The organism is Cognataquiflexum aquatile (assembly GCF_003316845.1).
GTDB classification, from domain to species: Bacteria; Bacteroidota; Bacteroidia; order Cytophagales; family Cyclobacteriaceae; genus Cognataquiflexum; species Cognataquiflexum aquatile.
Genome location: NZ_QMIK01000010.1, coordinates 1 through 24,802, shown reverse-complemented (window position 1 = coordinate 24,802; position 24,802 = coordinate 1). Strand labels below are relative to the sequence as shown.

Annotated in this window: 22 protein-coding genes and 1 rRNA gene; 18 read left to right on the top strand and 5 right to left on the bottom strand. The window is 40.0% G+C overall.

Features of this window, described 5'->3' with window-relative positions:
* Nucleotides 1–54: 54 nt before the first annotated feature.
* The gene (locus DQW11_RS21395; protein ID WP_113926179.1) at nt 55–1,392 is read right to left on the bottom strand and encodes a hypothetical protein; all 1,338 of its coding nucleotides are present in this window, start codon (nt 1,390–1,392) and stop codon (nt 55–57) included.
* 126 nt (nt 1,393–1,518) lie between these two features.
* Here DQW11_RS21395 and proS point away from each other — a divergent pair, with 126 nt between their 5' ends.
* The 3 genes from proS to floA all read left to right on the top strand — a co-directional run bounded on the left by proS (nt 1,519) and on the right by floA (nt 4,601).
* On the top strand, nt 1,519–3,000 hold the full coding sequence (proS, locus tag DQW11_RS21390; RefSeq protein ID WP_113926178.1) for a proline--tRNA ligase: 1,482 nt from the start codon (nt 1,519–1,521) through the stop codon (nt 2,998–3,000).
* Between the two features lie 119 nt (nt 3,001–3,119).
* The gene (locus DQW11_RS21385; RefSeq protein ID WP_113926177.1) at nt 3,120–3,581 is read left to right on the top strand and encodes an NfeD family protein; all 462 of its coding nucleotides are present in this window, start codon (nt 3,120–3,122) and stop codon (nt 3,579–3,581) included.
* A gap of 3 nt (nt 3,582–3,584) precedes the next feature.
* Entirely contained in the window at nt 3,585–4,601 is a 1,017-nt protein-coding gene (gene floA, locus DQW11_RS21380) for a flotillin-like protein FloA (protein WP_113926176.1), read from the top strand.
* A 75-nt stretch (nt 4,602–4,676) separates the two neighbouring features.
* On the opposite strand, the gene DQW11_RS21375 is transcribed toward floA, so the two are convergent.
* Together DQW11_RS21375 and hemA are read right to left on the bottom strand one after the other, a co-directional pair.
* On the bottom strand, nt 4,677–6,248 hold the full coding sequence (locus DQW11_RS21375) for a WG repeat-containing protein (RefSeq protein WP_113926175.1): 1,572 nt from the start codon (nt 6,246–6,248) through the stop codon (nt 4,677–4,679).
* A 68-nt stretch (nt 6,249–6,316) separates the two neighbouring features.
* Nucleotides 6,317–7,588, bottom strand: coding sequence for a glutamyl-tRNA reductase (gene hemA, locus DQW11_RS21370; protein WP_113926174.1), 1,272 nt, complete (start codon nt 7,586–7,588; stop codon nt 6,317–6,319).
* 231 nt (nt 7,589–7,819) lie between these two features.
* On the opposite strand from hemA, the gene DQW11_RS21365 reads away from it, so the two are divergent.
* The gene (locus DQW11_RS21365) at nt 7,820–8,512 is read left to right on the top strand and encodes a ComEA family DNA-binding protein (protein WP_113926173.1); all 693 of its coding nucleotides are present in this window, start codon (nt 7,820–7,822) and stop codon (nt 8,510–8,512) included.
* A gap of 19 nt (nt 8,513–8,531) precedes the next feature.
* Here DQW11_RS21365 and DQW11_RS21360 read toward each other — a convergent pair whose 3' ends face one another.
* On the bottom strand, nt 8,532–10,166 hold the full coding sequence (locus tag DQW11_RS21360) for an amidohydrolase (protein WP_113926172.1): 1,635 nt from the start codon (nt 10,164–10,166) through the stop codon (nt 8,532–8,534).
* Between the two features lie 51 nt (nt 10,167–10,217).
* Between DQW11_RS21360 and DQW11_RS21355 the strand changes: the two genes are divergently transcribed.
* The 8 genes from DQW11_RS21355 to DQW11_RS21320 all read left to right on the top strand — a co-directional run bounded on the left by DQW11_RS21355 (nt 10,218) and on the right by DQW11_RS21320 (nt 18,910).
* Nucleotides 10,218–10,691, top strand: coding sequence for a type I restriction enzyme HsdR N-terminal domain-containing protein (locus DQW11_RS21355; RefSeq protein ID WP_113926171.1), 474 nt, complete (start codon nt 10,218–10,220; stop codon nt 10,689–10,691).
* Between the two features lie 72 nt (nt 10,692–10,763).
* Nucleotides 10,764–11,477, top strand: coding sequence for a Crp/Fnr family transcriptional regulator (locus DQW11_RS21350; RefSeq protein ID WP_113926170.1), 714 nt, complete (start codon nt 10,764–10,766; stop codon nt 11,475–11,477).
* A gap of 156 nt (nt 11,478–11,633) precedes the next feature.
* Complete coding sequence (locus tag DQW11_RS21345) at nt 11,634–12,125, top strand: rhodanese-like domain-containing protein (RefSeq protein ID WP_113926258.1); 492 nt, start codon at nt 11,634–11,636, stop codon at nt 12,123–12,125.
* Between the two features lie 98 nt (nt 12,126–12,223).
* On the top strand, nt 12,224–13,390 hold the full coding sequence (locus DQW11_RS21340; protein ID WP_113926169.1) for a hypothetical protein: 1,167 nt from the start codon (nt 12,224–12,226) through the stop codon (nt 13,388–13,390).
* Between the two features lie 68 nt (nt 13,391–13,458).
* Nucleotides 13,459–14,454, top strand: coding sequence for an adenosine kinase (locus tag DQW11_RS21335; protein WP_113926168.1), 996 nt, complete (start codon nt 13,459–13,461; stop codon nt 14,452–14,454).
* 207 nt (nt 14,455–14,661) lie between these two features.
* On the top strand, nt 14,662–16,026 hold the full coding sequence (locus tag DQW11_RS21330) for a M16 family metallopeptidase (protein WP_113926167.1): 1,365 nt from the start codon (nt 14,662–14,664) through the stop codon (nt 16,024–16,026).
* A gap of 45 nt (nt 16,027–16,071) precedes the next feature.
* Nucleotides 16,072–18,114 carry a M16 family metallopeptidase gene (locus DQW11_RS21325; protein WP_113926166.1) on the top strand — a complete coding sequence of 681 codons (2,043 nt, stop codon included), beginning with the start codon at nt 16,072–16,074 and terminating at the stop codon, nt 18,112–18,114.
* A 64-nt stretch (nt 18,115–18,178) separates the two neighbouring features.
* Nucleotides 18,179–18,910, top strand: coding sequence for a LolA-like protein (locus DQW11_RS21320; protein ID WP_113926165.1), 732 nt, complete (start codon nt 18,179–18,181; stop codon nt 18,908–18,910).
* Nucleotides 18,911–19,071: 161 nt separating this feature from the next.
* Here DQW11_RS21320 and DQW11_RS21315 read toward each other — a convergent pair whose 3' ends face one another.
* The gene (locus tag DQW11_RS21315; protein WP_113926164.1) at nt 19,072–20,727 is read right to left on the bottom strand and encodes a M61 family metallopeptidase; all 1,656 of its coding nucleotides are present in this window, start codon (nt 20,725–20,727) and stop codon (nt 19,072–19,074) included.
* A gap of 139 nt (nt 20,728–20,866) precedes the next feature.
* On the opposite strand from DQW11_RS21315, the gene rpmH reads away from it, so the two are divergent.
* From rpmH to DQW11_RS21285, 6 genes are all read left to right on the top strand, one after another.
* Nucleotides 20,867–21,025, top strand: a complete 159-nt coding sequence (rpmH, locus tag DQW11_RS21310; protein ID WP_113926163.1) for a 50S ribosomal protein L34 — start codon at nt 20,867–20,869, stop codon at nt 21,023–21,025.
* Nucleotides 21,026–21,071: 46 nt separating this feature from the next.
* Complete coding sequence (gene rnpA, locus DQW11_RS21305) at nt 21,072–21,461, top strand: ribonuclease P protein component (RefSeq protein ID WP_113926162.1); 390 nt, start codon at nt 21,072–21,074, stop codon at nt 21,459–21,461.
* The gene (locus tag DQW11_RS21300; RefSeq protein WP_113926161.1) at nt 21,458–23,125 is read left to right on the top strand and encodes a S41 family peptidase; all 1,668 of its coding nucleotides are present in this window, start codon (nt 21,458–21,460) and stop codon (nt 23,123–23,125) included. The genes rnpA and DQW11_RS21300 overlap by 4 nt, the downstream gene beginning before the upstream one ends.
* A gap of 12 nt (nt 23,126–23,137) precedes the next feature.
* Nucleotides 23,138–23,827: a tRNA (adenosine(37)-N6)-threonylcarbamoyltransferase complex dimerization subunit type 1 TsaB gene (gene tsaB / locus DQW11_RS21295; protein WP_113926160.1), complete on the top strand. Its 690-nt coding sequence runs from the start codon at nt 23,138–23,140 to the stop codon at nt 23,825–23,827.
* The gene (locus DQW11_RS21290; protein WP_113926159.1) at nt 23,824–24,330 is read left to right on the top strand and encodes a DUF2480 family protein; all 507 of its coding nucleotides are present in this window, start codon (nt 23,824–23,826) and stop codon (nt 24,328–24,330) included. The genes tsaB and DQW11_RS21290 overlap by 4 nt, the downstream gene beginning before the upstream one ends.
* Before the next feature lie 389 nt (nt 24,331–24,719).
* Nucleotides 24,720–24,802, top strand: a 16S ribosomal RNA gene (locus DQW11_RS21285); the annotation flags it as partial.

Genomic DNA, 24,802 nt, shown 5'->3' with positions numbered 1-24,802 from the left:
TTTTAAGAAAGAGGATAAATTTTCAATCACAAAGTCTCTATAAAAAAAGGGGAATTACCTTCCCCCTCTTCCTCCTCTAGATCCTCCGGAGCTCATACCACCTCCACGGCTTGCTCCTCCCATACTTCCTCCTCCCATGCTTCCTCCGCTACTCCTGCTAGGAGAACTGAAAGAAGGTGATGAACTTCTGCTTGGAGCTGACATGCTTCCGCCCCTTGATGGGGTAGACATGCTACCACCTCTTGATGGTGTAGATGTCCTGTTATTATTCATTGTGTTTCCTCCTCTGTTGTAAGAAGGATTTGCACCTCTGTTTGTATTGGTAGTGCCCCTATTATTGAAACTAGGAGAGGTTGAAGAGCCTCTGTTTACAGTTCCATTAGATACACCTGAATTTCCTCTTGAATTATAAGTTGGCCTTGCATTATCAATACCGGTTCGGTTGGTAGGTCTTGTTGCAGCTGCTGAACCAACATTTCTGTTACCTGCTGCAGCTGAATTTGCAACCCTGCTTCTTGAACTGTTATAATAATCATTTTGTGATCTGCCGAAGTCTCTTCCTGCTGTTCTATTACTTGCACCTACTGATCTGTCAGGGCTCACAGCATCTCTTCTCGCTGATCTTGCGGTAGATGGATAATTAGTTCCAGGTCTATTTCCACCTGATGCCATTCCGGAATCTCTACCTGGTCTGCCACCCCTTACAACCTGACGGCCATTATCACCACCCCATCCTGGAGCACCCCAGCAACATCCTGGCATTCCCCAGCCCGGCATTCCCCAACCCCACATTCCGCCACCCATCCAAGGGTTCATCCAGGGATTCATCCATGGGTTACCCCACATTCCACCCATTCCCCATCCGATACCCATGTTCCAACCCCACATGGAGTTCCATCCCATTCCCCACATTGGCATTCCCCATCCCATTCCCATTCCCCACATAGGAGCACCGAAACCCATACCAAAACCAACATTTACATTCAGTCCACTATTGAAACCTGCACCGTTTACACCGGCACCGGAACCATAGAAGTTATTGTAAACATTCACGTTTGGATTTGATTCTTGCACTTCATTGTCATCAAAATAAACTTCTCCCGTATTAGGAGTTGCAGTTTGGGATTGATATTTGGCAATGTATTCTGGATTAACATTCCTCGCAGAGAAATTTTCCTGTTCAAATTCAGCTGGATTTACAGTGCTTAACTGATTGAAATTTTGGGGATTGTTATTCGAAACTGCAAACTGAGTGGCAACCTTGACATCAGAAGCCATAAAGTAAAGATCGTCGGTTTCCCTACCTCTTGTAGCCGTTTGACTTGTGCTGCAAGAAGAGAGCATAAGTACTGTACCCGCTCCTAGGATCAATATTTTGTTATAGTTTTTCATTTGTTTGGTTTTTACTATTTACCGTTATATACGAGTCATATAAGAGAGGGTTATCATTTTTTGGATTATATTTGCCCCCTACAGTAATTAGCGAAGATAATTAGATTTTTGAAATCAAAAAACACTATGAGTAAAGGATTGCCAAAAAGGAGTGAAGACTATTCTTCGTGGTACAATGAATTGGTAAAGCGGGCCGATCTGGCCGAAAATTCGCCGGTAAGGGGTTGTATGGTGATCAAGCCATATGGCTATTCGATCTGGGAAAAAATGCAGGCGGAACTTGATAGGATGTTTAAGGAAACAGGGCATGTGAATGCATATTTTCCTCTTTTTATCCCAAAATCTTACCTTTCTAAAGAAGCCAGCCACATTGAAGGATTCGCTAAAGAATGTGCGGTAGTGACCCATTACCGACTCAAAAATTCTGAAGACGGAAAAAGTGTGATCGTCGATCCTGAAGCAAAGCTTGAAGAGGAATTGATCGTCAGGCCCACATCCGAAACTGTCATCTGGAGTACATACAAAAACTGGATCCAATCTTACCGTGACCTGCCTCTTCTTGTTAACCAGTGGGCAAATGTCGTCCGGTGGGAGATGAGAACTCGTTTGTTTTTAAGGACAACTGAGTTTTTGTGGCAAGAAGGACATACTGCCCATGCTACCAAGCAAGAGGCCATCGATGAAACTGTTCAAATGATGAACGTGTATGCTGAATTTGCAGAAACTTTTATGGCACTCCCTGTTGTAAAAGGGATTAAAAGCGCCAACGAAAGATTTGCTGGTGCTGAAGACACATATTGCATAGAAGCGTTGATGCAGGACGGAAAGGCTCTTCAGGCCGGAACCTCCCATTTTCTAGGACAGAATTTTGCAAAAGCTTTTGATGTCAAATTCGCCACCAAAGAAGGTGGGCTGGAATATGTATGGGGGACTTCTTGGGGTGCCAGTACCCGCTTGATGGGGGCATTGATCATGGCCCATTCTGATGACAATGGCTTGGTGCTTCCTCCAAAGCTTGCACCAAATCAGGTAGTTATCGTGCCGATTTATAAAGGAGAAGAAGAACTCATCAGGATTAGCGTAAAGGCAAAAGAAATTATAGCCAAGCTGAAAAGGAAAGGGATTTCTGTACATTTTGATAACAGGGATACCCATAAGCCGGGGTGGAAATTTGCTGAGTATGAACTCAAAGGTGTTCCATTAAGGATAGCTATGGGTCCAAGGGATCTGGAAAACAATACCATTGAATTGGCAAGACGTGACACCCTGACCAAAGAAACAGTCAACCTCGGAGAAATAATCCTGGAAGATCATATCAGCAACCTACTGGACGAAATTCAGGAAAGCATTTATAAAAAAGCCTTCAATTTCAGAGAAGAAATGACCACAGAGGTCAATTCATGGACTGATTTTGAAGAATTATTGGAGTCTAAAGGGGGTTTTCTTTCTGCGCATTGGGATGGTACTCCTGAAACAGAAGAGAAAATCAAAGAACTTACCAAGGCAACAATCAGGTGTATTCCAATTGGCAGGAAAGAAGAGGAAGGGAAATGTATCCTTACAGGCAATCCTTCGAAAGGCCGCGTTTACTTCGCAAGAGCTTATTAAATTCTCATTTACTATTCATATGCCTTCTCTATTTTGGGAAGGCATTTTTTTTGACTTAATTATTATGTTCAGTTTTTTCCCAAACAAAAAACTGACTAATTTCATGAAAAATAAATAAAATGGTCTGGTTTATCTTGAGTACGCTTCTATTGATCGGATTGATCCTGGTGATCGCGGAGATCCTCTTTGTTCCGGGTACTACCATTGTCGGGATTATCGGTGTTTTGGTGACAGCAGTCGGAATCTATTATGCCTTTGTTACTTTTGAAAAGCAAGTTGCCGGAATGGTTTTAGTAGCAGCACTTGTTTTGAATTTTGGCGCCCTTATTTATGGTTTTAGGACGGGTGCCTGGAAGAAATTTGCATTGAAAAGTGCCATCAAAAGCCGTGCATTTGATGACCGGCTCAAAGGATTGGATGTCGGAATGAAAGGAATTGCAGTTTCTGATATCAAGCCCATTGGCAAAGCAGAAATTGGTGAGGGGATTTATGAGGTTAAATCCGAATCAGGGTTTATTTCTGTGGGCACTACTGTTTTTATTACTAAATTGGAAAACAATACAATTATAATTAAATCATAGTTTATGGACATGTCTAACTCGGCTATTATTTTGTTTACAGCCTTTGCCGCGCTGATTTTACTATTTGTGTTTTTGTATTTTATCCCAGTTAATCTTTGGATTACCGCCATCTTTTCAAATGTGAAAGTCGGAATCGGAGAATTGATCGGAATGAGAATCAGAAAGGTGCCCCCCGGAGTGATCGTCAACTCCCTAATTACCGCTACCAAAGCTGGACTTGACTTGACAACCAATGATCTGGAAACCCACTACCTTGCCGGTGGAAATGTTCCAAACGTTATACGGGCATTGATTTCGGCAGACAAAGCAAATATTACCTTGAGTTTCAAGCAAGCCACTGCCATTGACCTGGCAGGAAGAGATGTATTTGAGGCGGTTCAGATTTCTGTAAATCCCAAGGTCATCAATACACCAAATGTTGCAGCGGTTGCAGCTGATGGTATCCAGTTGATAGCTAAAGCAAGGGTGACGGTAAGAGCTAATATTGCCCAGCTTGTCGGTGGAGCAGGAGAAGAGACCATCTTGGCAAGAGTAGGAGAGGGAATTGTTACTTCAATCGGTTCATCTTTGAACCATAAGAGCGTATTGGAAAACCCTGATAAAATCTCAAAATTGGTTCTTCAAAGAGGACTTGATGCTGGTACTGCATTTGAAATTCTTTCTATCGATATTGCAGATATTGATGTAGGGACCAACATCGGTGCAAAACTTCAGATAGATCAGGCTTCTGCCGATCTTAAAGTAGCAGAAGCCAAGGCGGAAGAAAGAAGGGCCATGGCTGTTGCTCTTGAGCAGGAAATGAAAGCTAGGACGGTCGAAATGAGAGCTCTTGTAATAGCTGCTGAGGCGGAAATCCCGAAAGCTATTTCAGAAGCATTCAGAAGCGGAAATCTAGGAGTCATGGATTATTATAAAATGGAAAATATCAAGTCCGATACCGAAATGAGGGCCTCCATCGCCGGCACAGATGTTGCAAGTGGTACCGAAGGGGGTAGAGGGAAACAAGGAGATAAGAAATAAATCCAAATACAAAAAAAAGACTGACTCGATTTAAATTCAGGTCAGTCTTTTTTTTTATGCTTATTGATAAAGGAATCAGGCGCCTTTCTTCTTTTTTATATTAATGTTTTCGATAGGTTCGGCCGGCGCAAATTGATAGTCGTCTTCTGCCAGGATTTGATTATTGCCGCTATCAAATACAATACTTTTGTAATAGACCGGTAAAACATAATCTCCATTCTCATCCAAGATGCCATACTTATCGCCTAATCTGACAAGAATTTTATTCAAATCCTCTCTTCTCAATTCTTGGAATTTGGGTTCTACAATTTCTTTTCCCTCGGGCGAAATCAAACCAAACTTATCCTCATTTTCGGAAATGTAATAATTGTCAGCAGCTAAAGAAATCCTGTCATAAGTTTTTTCCAGGATTGGTTTTCCATCCTTCCCAATCAGTAAGTGCTTTCCTTCCTGTTTAACAATTGCCTTGCCTTTGTGGAAAAAAGAGACTTGCTCATAGTCAGCTCCTGTGATTTCTGTTCCTTGGTTGTTGATAAATCCCCATTTTTCATCCTGTCTAAAGGCAGCAATACCCTCTTTAAATGTCCCAACTTCGTCATATTGGTTTCCAACTATCCAATTCCCGGAATTATCGATAAACCCAAATTTTCCGGATTTTTTGGCAGGAAATAAACCTTCACTCCCGGGAAGAATCAAATCGACCTCAAGTACTGGCGGCACTTCCCAACCTTTCGGTCCAAGCAATCCTGTTTTATTATCCCTCAAAAGAACATTGTAATGTTTTTCTCCGACATCGGTGACTTTTTCCATCCCAACCTGATCCAATAGAATCCCGTCATTATCCATCACCCTGCGCAATTTTCCATGGATATACTCAAGGAGCATTCCGTCTTCAAGAGTAATTTTATGGTAGGATGTATATTTGATATCTGCTCGCTCCTCTAAGCATCTGACCAACATGTATTGATTTCCATCAAGGGCATAAAAATAGTCACCCTCGAGGTAAACCATATGGTCTATGATTGGCTCTAAGATGTAATTTCCCTGCCTGTTGATCAACCCATATCCTGAGCTTTCTTTTGATTTCAGGAAATTCATATTCACTTCTTGAAGCTCGTCATATATTTTTTGGGGGTTGTCCGATAGTGGAAGATAATACCCATCAGGATTTTTCGCGATCACCTGCCCGTTTAAGGCAAGTTTGGCCTCCTGAAACGTTCCTATTGCCGTTATCTTCCGGGTCGAATGGTCATATACCCAAAACTGATTTCCTTTTCTTGCTAATATTCTGGTGTAAAAAACTTCGATTTCGTCAAATTCAGGAGCAAAAATCTCCTCTCCGTATTCATGAAAAGCACCTTTACCTTGTGGGCCTTGGACTACTATCCAAGGCTGGTCATAGTTGTATACCGATAATGCTTTGAGATCAACAAATGGCTTATATTCTTTGCTCAGCAGCTTAAGTTCATTGTTGGCTGAACTGATTCTGACTGTTTCTCCCAAAATACTGATGTGGTCGAATTCGATCCTAGATTTTAACCTGAGATTTTGATCATAAACCTCATAGGTTTGAGATATTGCCTGTTTGGCAGTGAGTATTTCAAAAATCAAATACAGGGAAAATATCCAATAAATTTTAACCTTCATAAATCTTTAAATTGACGAAGGTAAAATAAAGAGATTGAATCCGTAATTCAAGTATGTGGAAGATTATTCTATGCCTTTTTTTCTTGATCTTTTTCAAGATCAAATAAATCAGACAATATGTCAATCATCTTATCCGCATCATCCCTTTGGCAGGCTGCACGAAGTTGGACCACAGGGACTTTAAGGATTTTTTGCATCATGCTTTTTGTGATTTTGTCGATGATGGCTATCTGCGCTTCATCAGCATTTTTCAAAAACCTCTCCATCTCTTCTTGACGGATTTGCTCCAATGCATTTTTAAGCTTATTGATGGTCGGGGAAACCATCATCTCTTTCTTCCAGTTAAAAAAGTCTTCAATACTTTCATTGATTATTCTTTCAACCTGCGGAATAGACGCAAGTCTTTTTTCAAGGGTTTCGGTGGCCTTGCTTCGGATATTATCCACATTATAAAGCATGACTCCCGGGATTTCCTCCAGGTTTGTTTCTATACTTCGGGGTACAGAAAGGTCAACAAAAAGTTTATAGCTATGGATTTCCATTTTGGACACCAATGATTTGGTGATAAATGGCTCAGATTTCATGATGGAAGAGACGATAACATCTGCTTCTTTCATCGCTTCAAAGCAATTTTCGAAAGGAATAACCTCAAATCCCATCTCATCTGCCAAAGCCTTGGCTCTTTCAAAAGTCCTGTTTGTGATGGTAACTTTTGCATCGGGGATATGCACCATGTTTTTGGCTACATCTTCTCCGATTTCACCAACTCCTATGAGCAAAACCCTGGGCTGGTATGTGTTGGAGGTGAGTTCTTCGATCAGTTCAACCGCTGCGTATGAAATAGAAGCTGCACCGTCTCTAAATGCAGTTTCCTGAACAAGTCTTTTGCTGGTAAAAAAAATCATATGCATCAATCTATGCAGGAATGGTCCGGCCATATCCAAGTCTGCTGAAGCCTGATAGGCTCTTTTCACTTGATTGGATATTTGCATGTCGCCCACTACTTGGGCCTCAAGTCCCATGGAAACCCTAAAAAGATGGTCGATGGCATCTCTATCATCGTTATGGATTTTGAAGTAGTCCATATAATCAACCACATTGGTCAAGCCTTTTTCAAGTCCAATGAGCTTGATAATTTCTTCATTCAAATCGATTTCGTGTGAGTAATATACTTCCGTCCTGTTGCAGGTAGAAAGAATGAGCGTGTCAGTAATGCTGAAAAAATCTTTCAGTTTCAATAAAAGAGAATGAATGGAGCCCTCATCAAGTGCGATGACCTCCCGTATTTCGACAGGGGCACTTTTATGGGATAAACTGATGGCTCTAAACGTTTTTTGCATTTTGATACTTTTCTGTCACAAATTTAATTCAGATTAGATAGCAAAGAATAATTTCTCTTTACTTCCGTTTAATTTAAATTCGGTCTAAATAAAACAGGCAAAACTTAAATTTTTGGTTTTCAATTTCAAATTTCGTAATAATTGTAAAATAATTCCAATCGTATTATTTTATCGGAGATAGATGCGATTTATCGGTTGCGATGGAGTTATGGTTTTTAATAATAATTCCGGATGGCTAAAATTTATTTTTTTCTGAAATCGTATTTTGGATTCTCCAAAAGGGAATCTAGAGGTTTCGTTTTGGTAATTCCGGCCCTTATTGTTCTCTATTTGATTCCGTTGGGCTATGATTGGCTGGTTCGAAAGAAAAACGAAGAGCATTATTCGGCTTATTCCCATAAGATTGACAGTTTGGTCTTGGCCGGTTGGAAACCTTCTCAAAATAACTATCAAAGTCAATCAATAGGTTCCAAATCAGATACGGTCAAAAGAGCAAACGCTTATCAAAAACCCAAAAGTCCGCAGCTGAATAAAATGTCATTCTCAGAAGCTGACTCTGTTGTACTTCAAATAGTTCCGGGGATAGGGCAGACCATGGCCGGAAGAGTAGTAAAGTTCAGGGATAATATTGGGGGCTTACATAGCAAGGATCAACTTTTGGAGGTTTACGGCATGACTCCTGAGGTTTTGGAAAGGGTCTTTGATTATTTTTATTTTGAACCCGGTGTCAAAAACAAAATCCCCATCAATCAAGCTGATGTCAACACTCTGGCTAAACATCCTTATATCAATTACGGGTCTGCCAAAGTCATCATTGCTTTCCGTGAACAACATGGACCTTATCAGTCTTCGGATGATTTGCTCAAAATCAAAATCTTCAATGCTGAATGGGTGGATAGGCTCAAACCTTACCTGGAATTTTGATGATGTTTGAACTCATATGTTAAAAGACTTTTTTCCCACCAACAAAGGTTCCTGAGATTTTGATCTCACGGAGTTCGTTTTCGGGAGCTGTCATGATGTCTTTTTCCAAAACCACAAAGTCAGCGAGTTTTCCCGGTTCAATACTTCCTTTTAGGTTTTCCTCAAAGTTTGCAAATGCTGCCCAAATGGTCATACCCTTAAGTGCATGTTCCCGGGTGATTTTGTTTTCAGGTTGAAATCCGTCATCAGGCCAGTTTTTGGCGTCTTTTCTGACAACACCAGAATGAAAGCCATACAGAGGATTGATGTGTTCTACAGGGAAATCACTACCTAGTGCCAGCATGCCATTTTGGTCCAGGAGGTCTTTGTATGCATATGCTGTTTTGATCCGGAAAGGACCGAGCCTTTGGCCGGCCCAATACATATCAGAAGTGGCGTGAGTAGGTTGGACGGAAGGAATGATGCTATACTTGGCAAATTTCGGCATGTCTTCTTTGCTCACTACCTGGGCATGCTCGATTCTCCACCTGAGATCATTTTTGCCTTTGAGATATTTGGCATAGATGTCCAAGAGTGTCCTATTTGCAGAATCACCAATACAATGGGTATTCATTTGGAAGCCGTTTTCGTACATTTTTTTAGCCAACTCATCAAATTCCTCAGGGTTTTTGAGAAGAAATCCATAATTGTCAGCGTGGTCATGGTAAGGCTTTAGGAGTGCGGCACCTCTGGAGCCCAAAGCCCCATCTCCATATATTTTAAAACTCCTGACTGTGAGGTTGTCGTCTTGATAAATCCCCGTTTTGAAATAATGGGCCATATTGGCTTCTGTAGGATTTACCATGGCATATACACGCATTTTTAATGTATTGTCTTTTTGCATTTCAGAGATAAGGTCGATTGTTTCCTTCTCCAGACCCGCATCTACTACTGTGGTCAGACCGACTGCAAAACAATTTTCCTGAGCTCCGAGCAATGCAATCCTGGACTCCTCCTTACTCGCATTAGGCACCTTATATGAAACCAGATCAATCGCATTGTCAATCAAAACCCCTGAAGGCTTGTTTCCTATAAGTATAACTTTTCCTCCGATCATGGAAGTTTGGGCAGTAACGCCTCCCAGATCCAAAGCCTTTTGGTTGACCAGGGCAGCATGTCCGTCAATCCGGGTAAGAAGGACCGGCTTGTCAGGGAATAGGGAATCCAATTTGGCTTTGGTTGGAAATTCTTTTGATTCCCATAGGTTCTGATCCCAACCTCTTCCCAATATCCACGCCGCATCAGGATTTTTTTCAGCATGAACCCTAACCCTTTCCACCAGTTCTGCTTCTGATTCGGCTCCAAGTAGATCAGCCACTTGCAATCCTAATCCATACCTGTAAAAATGAGAATGGGAATCTATGAATCCAGGATATACTGGTTTGCCTTGCAAGTCAATAACTTCTTCGGATTCATATTTGGAAAATATCGCGTTTTCATTGCCCACTGCCACAAAACGGTTATCCTTGATTGCAAATGCATTTGCTATCGAAAAACCTTCATCAACGGTATAGATGGTTCCGTTATGTACGATGAGGTCAACTTTCTCCTTTGTGGTGCAGGAAAAGTAGAAAATGGTTGAAAACAGAAGTGAAAAGAAAATAAATTTCTTCATTTTAGACGGTTTGGTTGATGTTTCTAACAAGAAAGCGGACATATTTGCGAAATGATGGCGGATAGGTATGGATTTATGCAGTTTTCCCTCAATTTTCCTGAATTTGAATTCAAAATTCAGGAGTCCGAGGGTAAATTAAGCATTTTCGATTCCCTTCGAAAGAAATATTTGATATTGACCCCTGAAGAATGGGTCAGACAGCATATGGTTTCTTTTTTGGTCCAACACCGAAACTATCCAAAAGGACTTTTCTCTTTGGAGAAAGAAGTGGTTTATAATTCCCTTCAGAAAAGATTTGATATTTTGGTTTTGGACAGAGTCGGAAATCCGTTCCTTTTGATCGAATGCAAAGCCCCTGAAGTAAGATTGTCTAAAAAAACAGTCGAACAGGTAGCAGTCTATAATAAAACCATAGGTGCTTCTTACATGGGAATAAGCAACGGCAGACAGCATTTATTCTTGAAATATAATTCTGATGTTAATAATTATGATCAAATATCCGATTTACCTCAATTTCAACCATAATTAATGTGATATATGTCATGTTATCTGTTATATTTATGAAATAAGTTTGTTCAGCGGTATTAACCTTTTGATATGAAAACTATAGAAAAAAGCACTCCATGTGAGCTTTGCATGAGTAGGAAATTTTCACTCTTTTCTAATCTCACTGAGCCCCATTTATGCCATTTATCTGATCACAAAAATTTTATTACCCATAAAAAGGGTCAGATATTGTTTTATGAAGGAACCAAGCCTCTTGGAGTTTTCTGCATCAATGATGGAGTGGTAAAGGTTTTCAAAACTGCGTCCAATGGAAAAGAGCAGATTATCAGACTTGCCAAAAAAGGTGATTTTTTAGGATATGCTTCCCTCTTGGGTGAAGAATCATATTCCAATTCAGCTACCATCGTGGAAGATGCCAAAATATGTTTTGTTCCAAGAGAGTCTTTCCTGAAAGTGCTGTCCGAAGACACTGAGTTCCACAGAAGGGTTACTAAAGCACTTTGCCATGACCTCGGTATCATGGAAGACAAACTCACCGATGCTACCCAAAAATCAATCAGGGAAAGGCTTGCATTTACTTTGCTAAAACTCAGTGAAACTTATGGGATCGACGGAAAAGAAGGAGAGAAGATTGACATCGTCCTGACAAGGGAGGAAATAGCAGGGTTGGTTGGAACAGCTACAGAAACAGTAATCAGACTTCTTTCGGAATTCAAAAAGGACGAACTGATTGATTTTGAAGGAAAGAAAATCCTTGTTCTTGATAAAAGGGGACTGGCTAGGCTGTCTGACTTCTATGGCTGAAATTCCTTTTTCTCAGTAAAAAATAATCCAACGGACCAATTCAAATTGAAAAATTGATTTTTTGTGGGGCCAAACAATCATTTCTGATTATTTTTTGTTTGGAAGATTGAACCCCCATGAACAATTCGAATTATGTTCATTAATAAGCCCAAATTCATGCTAATCCGTATTCCTTTTATTTTCCTCCTGGTATTTTTGATACAATCACCTACTTTCAGCCAAAGTTTGGCTTATAAAACCATGCTAAGCGGGATATATGAAAAGGATTTTCCTTTGGTGTATTTAGACCAAGATGAAATTCTTGGCAAGTCTGTTTTACTCGACACCAGAGAAAAAGAAGAGTATGAAGTGAGCCATATCAAAGGAGCGAGATGGGTTGGTTTTGATACTTTTTCAATGGAAAGCGTCAGGGATATCCCAAAAGACCAGCCAATAGTGGTTTACTGTTCTGTCGGTGCAAGAAGTCAGGATATAGGGAAAAAACTCAAATCCGCAGGATACAAGAAGGTATACAACCTTTATGGAGGGATTTTTCATTGGATGAATGAAGAGCAGCCGGTTTACAAAGACGAAAAGACAACAAACAGAATTCATACCTACAACCGAGCGTGGAGTATCTGGGTAAATAAAGGAGAAAAAGTATTCTGATGTCCTCTTTTGACCCTGTTGGGATATAAGTAAGAAAAGACCCTTTCCTACTTTAAAATTATCTCCCTATTTTTATTCGCTTAATTAAAATCACGACTATGAAAATTCTGGAAGTCAACAGTCCAGCACTTGAAAAAGAATTTTTGGAAATGGCCGTGAGGCTATATAAAAATGAGGAAAACTGGATTAGGCCTCTAGATAAAGACATACAGGGTTTGTTTGAGCCCGAAACAAATAAGCTGTTTAAGCAAGGAGGAAAGGCCAAGCGTTGGTTGGTACAGGATCAAAAAGGAAAATCTGTTGGAAGGATTGCAGCTTTTATCCATCCCAAATGGAAAGAAAAACAACCTACAGGCGGAGTCGGCTTCTTTGAGTCCATAGATGATAGCAAAGTTGCTTTCCTGTTATTTGACACAGCAAAATCCTGGCTCCAGAAAGAAGGGGTCGAAGCCATGGATGGACCGGTCAATTTTGGTGAAAGGGATAAATGGTGGGGCTTATTGGTGAAGGGTTTTTCCCCTCCCAATTACAACATGCCTTGGAACTTTCACTATTATCAGAAATTCTTCGAAGATTATGGTTTTCAGCTGTATTTCAGGCAATACACCTACATGCGGCCTGTTCAGGGTGGGAACTTTGACGCAAAAATGGTGGAAAGAGCCAACAAAGTCTTGGCTGATCCTGATTTTTCATTTCGATATATGAAAGGAAAAGAGCTTTCCGAAAAAGCTCCGCAATATTTTATGGAAGTGTATAACAGGGCTTGGGCAAAGCATATGGGAAAAAGCCTTACCATCAGGGAGACCCAATTGATGTTTGCTAAATTAAAACCGATACGTGACCCAAGGTTGCTATACTTTGGTTTTTATAAAGGGGAACCTGTTTCATTTTTTATTAATATTCCCGAGATCAACCAAATATTCAAATATGTAAACGGGAAGTTGGATCTGATTGGCAAACTCAAATTCCTTTGGTATAAAACCTTTCATCCACCCAATAAAATGTTGGGTTTGGTCTTTGGTGTTGTGCCGGAGTTTCAGGGAAAAGGTGTAGACAGCGCCATGATTATGGCATATAATGAAATATTTGCCCGCCATGATTCTTTTCCCTACAAAACCATCGAAATGAATTGGATCGGAGATTTTAATCCTAAAATGATGCGTGTCTGCGAGCAGCTCAATGCAGAAATATACAAAACCCATCATACCTACAGATATCTGTTTGACAGATCCATACCTTTTGAGAGGCATAAAATTTTTGAATGACCGGATGGTCTTCCAAGTAGGGGGATTTATTTACTGAACAAAACATCTAATTGATAAAAACAAAATACATGAAAAAGTACGATGTAACGGGCATCGGTAATGCCCTTGTAGATATAGAATTCAGGGTTTCTGACCAGTTTTTCTTAGACAACCATGTTGAAAAAGGCCTGATGACCTTGGTGGACGAAGACCGTCAAAACTCCCTGATGCAAGTCATCAATACAGAAGAAGCGAAAAAACAATGCGGAGGTTCGGCTGCAAACTCCGTCATTGCAGTAAGCCAATTTGGGGGAAAGGCTTTCTATTGTTGTAAAGTCGCCAATGACCAACTTGGACATTTTTATCTAGAGGATTTGAAAAACTCCGGAGTGGACAACAGCTTGGAAGGAAAAGTCCCTGAGGACGGAATTACAGGCAAATGTCTCGTCATGGTCACCGAAGACTCCGAAAGGACGATGAATACATTTTTGGGAATCACCCAGAATTTTTCAGTCCAAGACCTGAATGAATGGGCCATCAAAGATTCCAAATACTTATTTATAGAAGGGTATCTTGTGACTTCTCCTAACGGGAAAGAAGCCATGGTAAATGCAAAGAAAATTGCAGAAGCCGCTGGCACAAAAGTAGCACTGACATTTTCGGATCCGGCTATGGTGAAGTATTTCAAGTCCGGATTTGATGATGTCATCGGACCAAGTGTTGACTTGTTATTTGCCAATGAAGAAGAGGCAATGTTGTTTACTGCTAAAGATACCCTTGCAGAAGCCAGGGAGGAATTGAAAAAGGCAGCAAAGCATTTTGTAATCACCCAGGGAAAAAACGGCGCGATGATTTGGGATGGGGACACCTTTATAGACATTGAGCCTTACAGGACCGTGGCCATCGACAGCAATGGGGCAGGAGATATGTTTGCCGGAGCATTTATGTATGGTATTACCAATGGTCACAGCTATGCTTCGAGTGGAAAATTAGCATCTATGGCAAGTTCCAAAATCGTCAGTCAGTTTGGGCCAAGGTTGAAATGGCATGAAGCTAAGGAAATACTCGGCAGGCTAACTCCTTGATTCCAACATATGATTTACGGATTCCGGGATTTAGCTGAAAATAATTAGTTATAGATTTGTTCAGTTATTGGCTTTGTTATATTTTTCGCAGATATAACTTAACAATTTCCTCACCGGTATCCAATTTTATTCTTTTATCCATTTTTGATAAACAAAATTGATTTAAAAAAGTAAAACTTACATGAACCAAAAACTAAATCCGAGTATATGAGAAAGTTTACCTTTATGCTGTTTATGGGAGTCTTTTTGACACTTTCAGCAATAGCCCAAAACAAAATCGATTTCAAGGAATTTACCTTGGACAATGGGTTGAATGTGATTATGCATCAGGATAACAGCACGCCGATCGTCGCGGTATCTGTTTTGTATCATGTTGGGTCAAAAAATGAAAATCCTGACAGAACAGGATTCGCACACTTTTTTGAGCACCTCCTGTTTGAAGGAACAGAAAACATCGGCAGAGGAGAATACATGAACAAAATCCAATCTATCGGAGGAACGCTCAATGCCTTTACCTCAAACGATATGACTTATTACTACGAGATTGTTCCTTCCAATCAATTGGAAACTGCACTTTACATGGAATCAGAGAGGATGCTTCATCCAAAGATAGACCAAATCGGGGTGGACACTCAAAGGGAAGTGATCAAGGAAGAAAAAAGACAATCTTACGATAACCGTCCCTACGGAACAATCCTTCCTGAGACGATGAAAAGATCATTTGTTAAGCATCCTTACATGTCACCGGTGATTGGTTCTATGGCCCACTTAGATTCTGCCAAATTGGAAGAATTTATGGCTTTTCATGAGGCTTATTATGTCCCTAGAAATTCCACTTTGACAATTGCAGGAGACATTGATTACGGACAGGCAGAAAAATGGGTCAGGGATTATTTTGGAGAAATCCCGTCAGGACCATCAGAATTTTATCGACCTAATATTATTGAACCTAAAAAAACCACAGAAACCCGAGATGTCATTTATGACAATATCCAGATCCCGGCTGTGATTCAATCTTACAACCTTCCGCCAAAAAACCATCCGGATTCATACGCCCTCTCTATGCTTTCGACCTACTTGGCTGGAGGTAATTCTTCTCTGATGACCAAAGAACTTGTCGACAAACAGCAAAAAGCCCTTGGTGTTGCTGCCATTCCTTTGGACCTCGAAGATGGCGGAGTGTTTTTGATGTATGGTATTGCCAATATGGGTGTAGATCCCAAGGCTTTGGAAACAGAGATGGATCTAATCTTAGCCAAAGTTCAAAAAGAAGGTATCTCCGATAAGGATTTTCAAAAATTGAAAAATATCATTGAGAATAACCTGGTAACAAAAAACAGTTCGATGGAAGGAATTGCCCAAAATTTGGCTGAATCTAAAGTGTTTTATGGAAAAACAGATTATATCAACCAAGAAATGGAGTATTACTCTAAAGTGACGCCCGAGGACTTGAAGAGAGTGGCCAATCAGTACCTTTCTTTAGACGGAAGGGTGGTATTGTACTACCTGCCAAAATCAGCCCAAGTCCCTGAATCTCCGGCAGGAGCTTCAATTAAGGAAAACAAAAATTGATAGAAGATTTAATCCCAGTCACTTTTATCCATCAATATCAAAAACATGAAAAATTTAATCCTATATATTCTATTGGCCTTTGTCGTTCAGACGGGCTTTGCACAGATTGACAGGAGTACCTATCCTGAACCCGGTCCGGCGCGAGAAATCAAACTTGGAAATGCTGATTCTTTTACCCTACCAAACGGACTCAAGGTATTTGTTGTCGAAAACCGAAAATTGCCAAGAGTAGCATTTTCTTTGGTTTTGGAGAGAGATCCGATATTTGAAGGAGACAAGGCAGGTATGCTCAGCATGGTAGGTCAGATGATGACCGGTGGAACCGCCACCAGGACCAAAGACCAACTGGATGAGGAGATTGATTTTATTGGAGCTTCTTTGGAAGCAAGTGCTAGTTCAATCTATGCCGCTTCCTTGAAAAAGCATCAAGAGAAGGTTCTCGAGTTGATGACAGATGTACTTTACAATCCTGTATTTCCGCAAGAGGAACTTGATAAGCTGAAAAAGCAAATGATTTCAGGGTTGGCAGCAAGCAAGGATGATCCAAACGCCATTTCGGGAAGGCTGACATCAACATTAAATTTTGGAGCAAGCCATCCTTATGGAGAATCTGAAACTGAGGCTACTGTCAAAAATATCACCGTTGAGGATATCAAATCCTATTATGGCATTTATTTCAAGCCAAACATCGCTTACCTGGCCATCGTCGGGGATATCAACAAAAAAGAAGCTGAAGCTTTGGTCAAGAAGTATTTTAGCAAATGGCAAAAAGGCACCGTTCCGACCCATTCCTATGACAAACCAACCTCTCCGGCAAAGAACACCGTAGCATTGGTGGACAGATCAGCCTCCGTTCAATCTGTGGTAGATGTCACTTATCCTTTGGAAATGAACCTCAGCAACCCTGACTATTTGGCTTCAAGGATGTTGAATTATATACTTGGAGGTGGTTCTTCTTCAAGACTGTTCATGAACCTGAGGGAGAAAAAAGGGTATACCTATGGCGCTTATTCCTCAATCGGTGCAGATAAGCTGATCACAAGTTTTTCGGCAAATGCAAGCGTTAAGCAAACTGCAACAGACTCAGCCATCACCGAGATTATCTATGAGATCAGAAATTTGAGAGACAATGGCATCACAGAAGAGGAATTAATCAATGCCAAAGCAAACCTAAGTGGCTCTTTTGGGAGGTCATTGGAAAGCCCTTCAACCATTGCCAATTTTGCTATCAACACCGAGAGATATAAGCTCCCGCAAGATTTCTATGCCACTTACCTTCAAAAATTGAATGCAATGACTGTCGCTGATATCAATGCAGCAGCCAAGAAATTCCTGAAGCCTGACAACATGTACATTACTGTAGTCGGAAACGGTGCTGCGATTGAGAAAAGCCTGCTCGCTTTTGGTGAAGTGAAAAGATTCACCAATATGGCGGAGCCTGAAAAGCAGATAGTGATGAACTCCGAAATGACAGCTGATCAAGTCATTAAAAACTACCTTTCAGCAATAGGCGGCGAAAGCAATGCGAGGGCCATCAAGACCTCCAAAATGGAATCTGTTGCAGAAATTCAGGGAATGAAACTGAATTTTGTAGCCGTCTATGATGAGCCTAAGGGAGCATTTTCCCAAAAAGTGATGATGATGGGAAATGTGGCTTCCAATACAGTAATCAAGGATGGAAAAGGTTCGGTCTCTGCCATGGGACAATCCAACCAATTGACAGACGAACAGTATGAAGCTGCCAAAATGAGTATGTATATTTTCCCTGAATTGCATTACGAAGAATTAGGTTATTCAATGGTTTTGGAAGGAATCAAAGATGTAGAAGGGGAGAATGCTTACAAAATCATCGTCTCAAACCCAACCGGTTCCAAGCAGATCAACTATTATAGTGTGGAGACAGGTCTGAAAATCAAAACAGAAAGTGCCGAGGCCGGCGACATGTTTTACAGTGGTTACGAAGAAGTAGATGGTGTAAAATATCCAATGATGATGTTGTTGAAATCTCCGATGATTCCAATGCCTTTGGAAACCAAAATTGAAAAAATCGAATTCAATGTTTCAATCTCGGAAGACGATATGAAATAAAGTAAAAAGAGGGATTGAGTCCCTCTTTTTTTTGTTTAAATTTCAAAAATTAAAATCATAAATAATGAAAAAAATATTTGTTGCAGCACTCGCATTGGGGATTATTTTGACAGGATCCAATGCCAAAGCATATATGGCTGATAAAGCAGTATTGGCAGCCACCAACCTTGTTGAAAACGATCCCACAACTATCATTGATAATTATATCAAAGCGGTCGGAGGAAAAGCCAACGTATCGAAAATCAAGAATTCAGTCTTAGTGATGGAAGCTGATTTTCAAGGAAATGCCATTGTTATCCGCGGGATTTCCGACCAGGAAAACGGAAGGATGCTACAGGAAACATCTGTAATGGGTAATGTTGCCCAAAAAACAGTACTTGCCAACGGAAAAGGAAAAATGTCAGGTATGGGACAGGAACAGGAACTCACTGAGGAAATGGTATCCGTGTTGAAAGCCCAGACTTATGTATTTCCTGAGATGCACTACATAGATTTAGGGTATGTTTTGGAAGCACAGGGAACTGAAAAAATCGATGAAGAAGATGCCTACAAATTGATCATTACTGCACCAAACGGGATGAAGACAGTAGAGTATTATTCAGTTTCTTCAGGGTTGAAATTGAGAACAAGTTCGGATGCTACAGGTGAAATTTCCTACTTGGATTATACGGAGATCGAAGGCGTAAAAGTCCCTACCAAGCTTGCAATCAAAAATCCAATGCTGCCCGTTACCCTTGAAGCAAAGATGATTTCTTTGAAATTCAACCAAGTGCTTTCTGACGAAGATTTCAAATAAATCCAGAACGGCGTAAATATACAAAAGGGCTTCCATATTTATGGAAGCCCTTTTTTTTACTGACCTATCTTTTTTTCCATTTCATTTTTTTTGGAAAATTCACCAAATGGAAGTCCAAAACATGAGCGAAAAAAAAATGCTTACTCAATCCATAAAGACCGTCATGCCCCAATAAGTCCATGGAGACTCGATCTGTGGTCTCCATTTGTCTGCAGTATGAATTTTGGGAAATACATTTTCTGACACTTTGGGAGTATAATAGGAATGGTTCTTCCTAACCTTTCAATTTTGAGATGGACTTGATTACCGCTTGTAATAATAGAATCAGGATCCAGAATCCGGTCATTTTTCATAAGAATGTTGTATGCCTCAGCATTCGGATGAAGTTGGGTGATGATGCCCGATTCTTCTTTTCGGATTCCAAAGAAATGAAGCAGGTCATTGTTTTCGAAATTTTCTAGGAGTTCGATTTTTATAATAGTCAACAAGGATTTCAAAAAGGGAAGCAAGTCGTTTTTACCCCAAACAAAATCCCGGAAGAAGTCTGTCATCGATTCTTTTTCTTTTGTATGAGACACCACCAATTTTTCAAAATCCCCAAGTCCATAACCGATCTGAGTTTTTCCGAATTTCTCCCACATATCTTTCATTACTTTGGCAAGCGAAGAGCCTGACTTCCGCAACATCAGATCCATACAAAGTGAAAGTAAAGCGCCGCGGTTGTATATACTGACTTTCTTTTCAGGGATTCCACCTTTATAGCCATCTAGCCACAGGTCAAAACTTGATTCAACAATGGATTGATTTTGCCATCCGAAGCTATCAAACTCACGTTGAATCTGTTTTTGGAGAATCAGGAGGTATTCTTCCAATTTCAAATATCCTGATTTAAGCAAATAATAATCTCCCATATAGGTAGTGACTCCTTCCATGACCAAGCCTTCCTCCAAATACACTTCCTTTGAAAGATCATAGGGAAGAATGCCTTTTGGCCTTATCCGGCAGACATTCCAAAAGTGGTAGAGTTCATGGGAACTTACCCCAATGAGTTCATCTAATTCGGATTTTTCTGATAATGCGTGGGCGGGTCCAAAGGTAATGACTGTAGAATAGGCGTGTTCGACACCGTGATAATGCGTATATGGCAACAGCTGAAAAATAAAATGGTAATCTTCAGCCGGGAATTCTCCAAAATCTTCGATTTGCTTTTCAGAAAAGGAATGAAATACAGCAATCAGGTTTTCAATTTGAAAATGAATTTCCCCCTGAACCCAAATATGAAATGTCGAACTATTTAAGGAATAGGAAAAATGTTTCAATTCTGCACTAGCCAATAAAGTACTGTCCATCAAATGTTGAAAAGACGCAGATTCCCATTTATTTATCCCCGTTTTTTTAAGTGCAGTTGCAACTTTATAATCACTTGGTAATTCAATGGAAATGCTTATTTCTTCATTTTTCCTCGGCAAAATTTCAAAAGTGAAATTACTGAAGTTGAGATACAATTGTTGGTCATCAGACCAACAACCACCGGCGTCCATTTGATTACAATAAAACTCATAATTGATGAAATATTGTCCGGACTCGGTAGCCGTAAATTCCCAAAGGTCTTTGTCCGATTTTTTCCAAGCAATTTCCGATCCGTTAGCACGTACTTCAAAAGCCCTTATTTTTTGCGCATAGTTGGCCAACTCATACCTTCCGGGCCTCCAGGATGGCAATTGGAGACTGATTGTTTCCTTTTCGTGGCAGGAAATTTCCAGTTGGATTTGTATAAATTGGGAAGTGAGTGATTTCCTCAAAATCGAATAATGCATTGGCCAAATTCTTTGGTTTCAAAACAAAAGTAAATCTACGGTTTGTAAATAAAAAAAGGTTATCTATCTTTGCAGTCCTTTAAAGGGAAACCTTCAGGAATTCAACAAGCAAAGCACAAAATATTAAATAGATAGCGTCATGAAAAGAACATTTCAGCCTTCTCGAAGAAAAAGAAGAAACAAGCATGGATTCAAACTTAGAATGTCCACTGCTAACGGTAGGAGAGTATTGAAATCCAGAAGAGCAAAAGGAAGACACAAACTTACAGTATCTTCTGAAAAGACTTTGAAGAAGTAATTTTGAGCATTTAGTTTCGTATGTTTAATACGTAAATCAAAATGCAATGAATTCCGGACTTCACAAGAATGAAAGATTGCATTCTAAAAAGTTAATAAAGGAACTTTTTGACAAAGGTTCCTCTTTTTTTTTATATCCCTTTAAGGTAATGGTTTTGGAAATCAATTTTGATATTCCAGAAACTAATCAGGTATTGTTTTCCGTTTCAAAGAAGAAGCTCAAAAAGGCTGTCGATAGGAACCTGATCAAACGTAGGATGAGAGAGGCCTACAGACTTAACAAGCAAATTCTTGGGGAAATGGCTGAGGGTAAAAAAATAATCGGCCTTATTTACGTTTCTTCAGAAATTGTTACATTTCAGGTCATCGAGACCAAAATCAAAAAAATTCTTACCACTATTAAGGAAAAGCCACATTCCGCCAAAGACAATCCATGAACAAAAACTTCAAAAAACCGATCATCCTCATTCTTTCAGCAATTTTGACAGCGGGTCTGCTGTTTTCTTTTGTTGACAAAAATGACAAGTTATTTGCCATTGCAAAAAACCTGGACATTTTCGCATCCCTGATCAGGGAATTGGATTCCTATTATGTCGATGAAATCAATGCGGAGGAGTTGGTAACAATCGGAATCAACGCTATGCTCGAAGAGTTGGACCCATATACTGAATTCATTCCAGAAGAGAACTCAGATGATTTTAGACTGATGACTACCGGAGAATATGCCGGTGTAGGTGCATTGATCGGAAACAGGACCGGGTCAAACATGATTTTGATGCCTTATAAAGGTTTTCCTGCACAATTTGCAGGATTAAGGATCGGCGATGAGATTTTGAAAGTGGATACTGTAGATGTTGTCAATAGTCTTACTTCTGATATTTCTAAATTATTGAAAGGTCCTGCCAATACCAATGTCTTTGTTCAGGTAAAAAGAGGCACTGATACCATTTCAGTGAATTTGACTAGAAAGAAAATCGTCATCAGTAACGTTCCGTTTTATGGCAAGCTCGATGACCAAACAGGGTATATCAAACTTTCGGATTTCACTACCAATGCTGCTTCGGATGTCAGAAATGCACTGGTTGATCTGAAATCCCAAGGAATTACCCGCCTTGTTTTGGACGTTAGAGACAATCCCGGAGGAATTTTGAAAGAAGCGGTGGATATCGTCAATCTATTTATCCCCAAAGGAAAAGAAGTGGTAAGGACAATTGGTAAACTTGAAAATGTAAACTCTGTTTATAAAACCACCAAACCTCCAGTTGACAAGGATATTCCGATGGTTGTTTTGATCAATGAAAGAAGTGCCTCAGCAGCAGAAATAGTGGCCGGAGCTCTTCAGGATTATGACAGGGCGGTTTTGGTCGGAAGAAGGACCTTTGGCAAAGGCTTGGTGCAGACTACTGTCCCCCTTTCCTACAACTCCCAAGTAAAAATTACAACAGCGAAGTACTATATCCCAAGTGGGAGATGTATCCAAGCCATTGATTACAGCCAAGAAAACAGGGATGAGAATGGGAATTCCATTTCAATTCCCGATTCTCTCAGGAAAGAATTTAGAACAAAAAACGGCCGAATTGTACTTGATGGAGCGGGTATCGAACCTGATGAGAAAACAGAAACCAAGTCATATGCGCCTATTACATACAGTTTGGTGGCGAGGAACCTTGTTTTCGAATATGGCAACAAGTTTTTCTTAGAAAATGAAATGATTGCCAATCCCAGGGATTTTGTGGTGACGGATGAAATCTATGCTGACTTTGTAGCTTCTTTGGAAGGTAAAGATTACGATTACACCACCTATGTAGAAAAAACACTTGAAGATCTGGAAAAATACGCCTTGAAGGAGAAATTTTTTGATGATATCAAGCCGACGATTGATGACCTTAAGAAAAAAGTAAGCCATAACAAAGAGCAGGACTTAGTCACCTTCAAATTTGAAATTAAAGAAGCGTTGAGAGAAGAATTGGTCTCTCGATACTATTTTCAACAGGGAATAATTGAAGCTTCTCTTGTAAATGATGACGATGTCAAAACCGCCTTGGGTATCCTTTCCAGTCCTGTTGAAATCAATAGGGTTTTAACAGCCTCAGCAAAATAGAAAGACCAAAATATGGCATTAATTCTTTCCATTGAGTCTGCTACTTCCATTTCTTCGGTTGCATTGCATAGGGAAGGAAAGTTGTTGATGTTATCTGAACAAGACCAGGAAAATGCGCATGCCAGACAGTTGATGCTTTTGATTGAGGGAATGTTTAAGGAGTCAGGTCTGAAAACGTCTGATCTTGCGGCTGTAGCAATTTCATCAGGCCCCGGTTCTTATACAGGTTTACGCATTGGCGTGTCAGTAGCAAAGGGCTTGGCCTTTGGACATGATTTACCGTTGATTGCGGTAGATACATTGAGAGCATTGGCTTCTCAGGCTTTTGGATTATGCGGGGAAAATGATTTTGTGATTCCGTTGTTGGATGCAAGAAGAATGGAGGTTTACACCAGTGTGTTTGGGACTATGGGGAAAATGATTGAATCATCGCACCCTCTTGAAATAGATGTAAATCCTTTTTTTAAGTATTTGGAAAGAGGAAAAGTTTTTTTTCTTGGAGATGGATTAGAAAAGCTGAAAGGTGTACTTGATCATGTTAACGCAGTTTACCTTTCCAACTCAAATTCCGCAGATTCAGTAGGTCAATTGGCTTACCAAAAGTACCTTGATAAGGCATTTGAAGACATTGCCTATTTTGAGCCGAACTACTTAAAAGAATTTCGAGTTTTAGCCTCAAAAAAGAACCCACTTCTAATATGAGCGAAATAGTAAACAGGGTTGCGTCGAGCCCTATCATTACCATAGACCTTGAGACTTTTTACAGACTGGAAGAAAGAGTCGGTTTCGACCTCAAAGAGTTTCTCTTTCAGGAATTGGTTTTGAGGGAAAAAGAATTTAGGGCAGATCTGAATAAAATAGATTGGGATCAATATAAAGGAAAATTGGTGGCTATATTCTGTTCAGCAGATGCCATTGTGCCAAATTGGGCATTTATGTTGGTAGGAACTTATCTATCAAAAGCTGGGGTTGAATTTGTGATTGGAGGAATGGATGACTTGGAACAATATCTCTTTGAAAAAGCAATCTCACAAGTCAATCCTCGGGACTATGAAAATAGACCTGTCGTCATCAAGGGATGTAGTAAATACCCAGTGCCATTATATGCTTATGGGAGAATTCAGTCCATAATCCAACCCTACGCAAAATCAATTATGTATGGAGAACCTTGCAGTACGGTACCTTTATATAAGGCACCAAAGTAAAAACATTCTTCTTGTATACAGATACTTAGGTTACATATGCAGTTTTTTTAACATCACAGTTTGGTAATATTCATTCAGTCTGCTAAGTTTGCAATCCGATTACGCCGAAGATCAACCTAAAGAGGTTTTTATAAGGTGTATAAATGCATAACCAACAATTAGTTAAAAAATAAATTTATTCTTTTTTTGATTAGATTTTTGCAAGTTCAAATTTATATCCCGATATTTGCACTCGCTTTCAAGACAAGGGTCTTACACTACTGCTAAAAAGGGCAGTAAAAGTTCATTGAAGTACTGGAGAAATAACACAAAATACCATTTGTATTATATATAAATGGAAACAATAGGGCTAGGAAACGAATCAGCAGTGATGCTGAAAAAAAAACTATACAATGGAGAGTTTGATCCTGGCTCAGGATGAACGCTAGCGGCAGGCCTAATACATGCAAGTCGGGCGGCAAGTTGAGGAGTA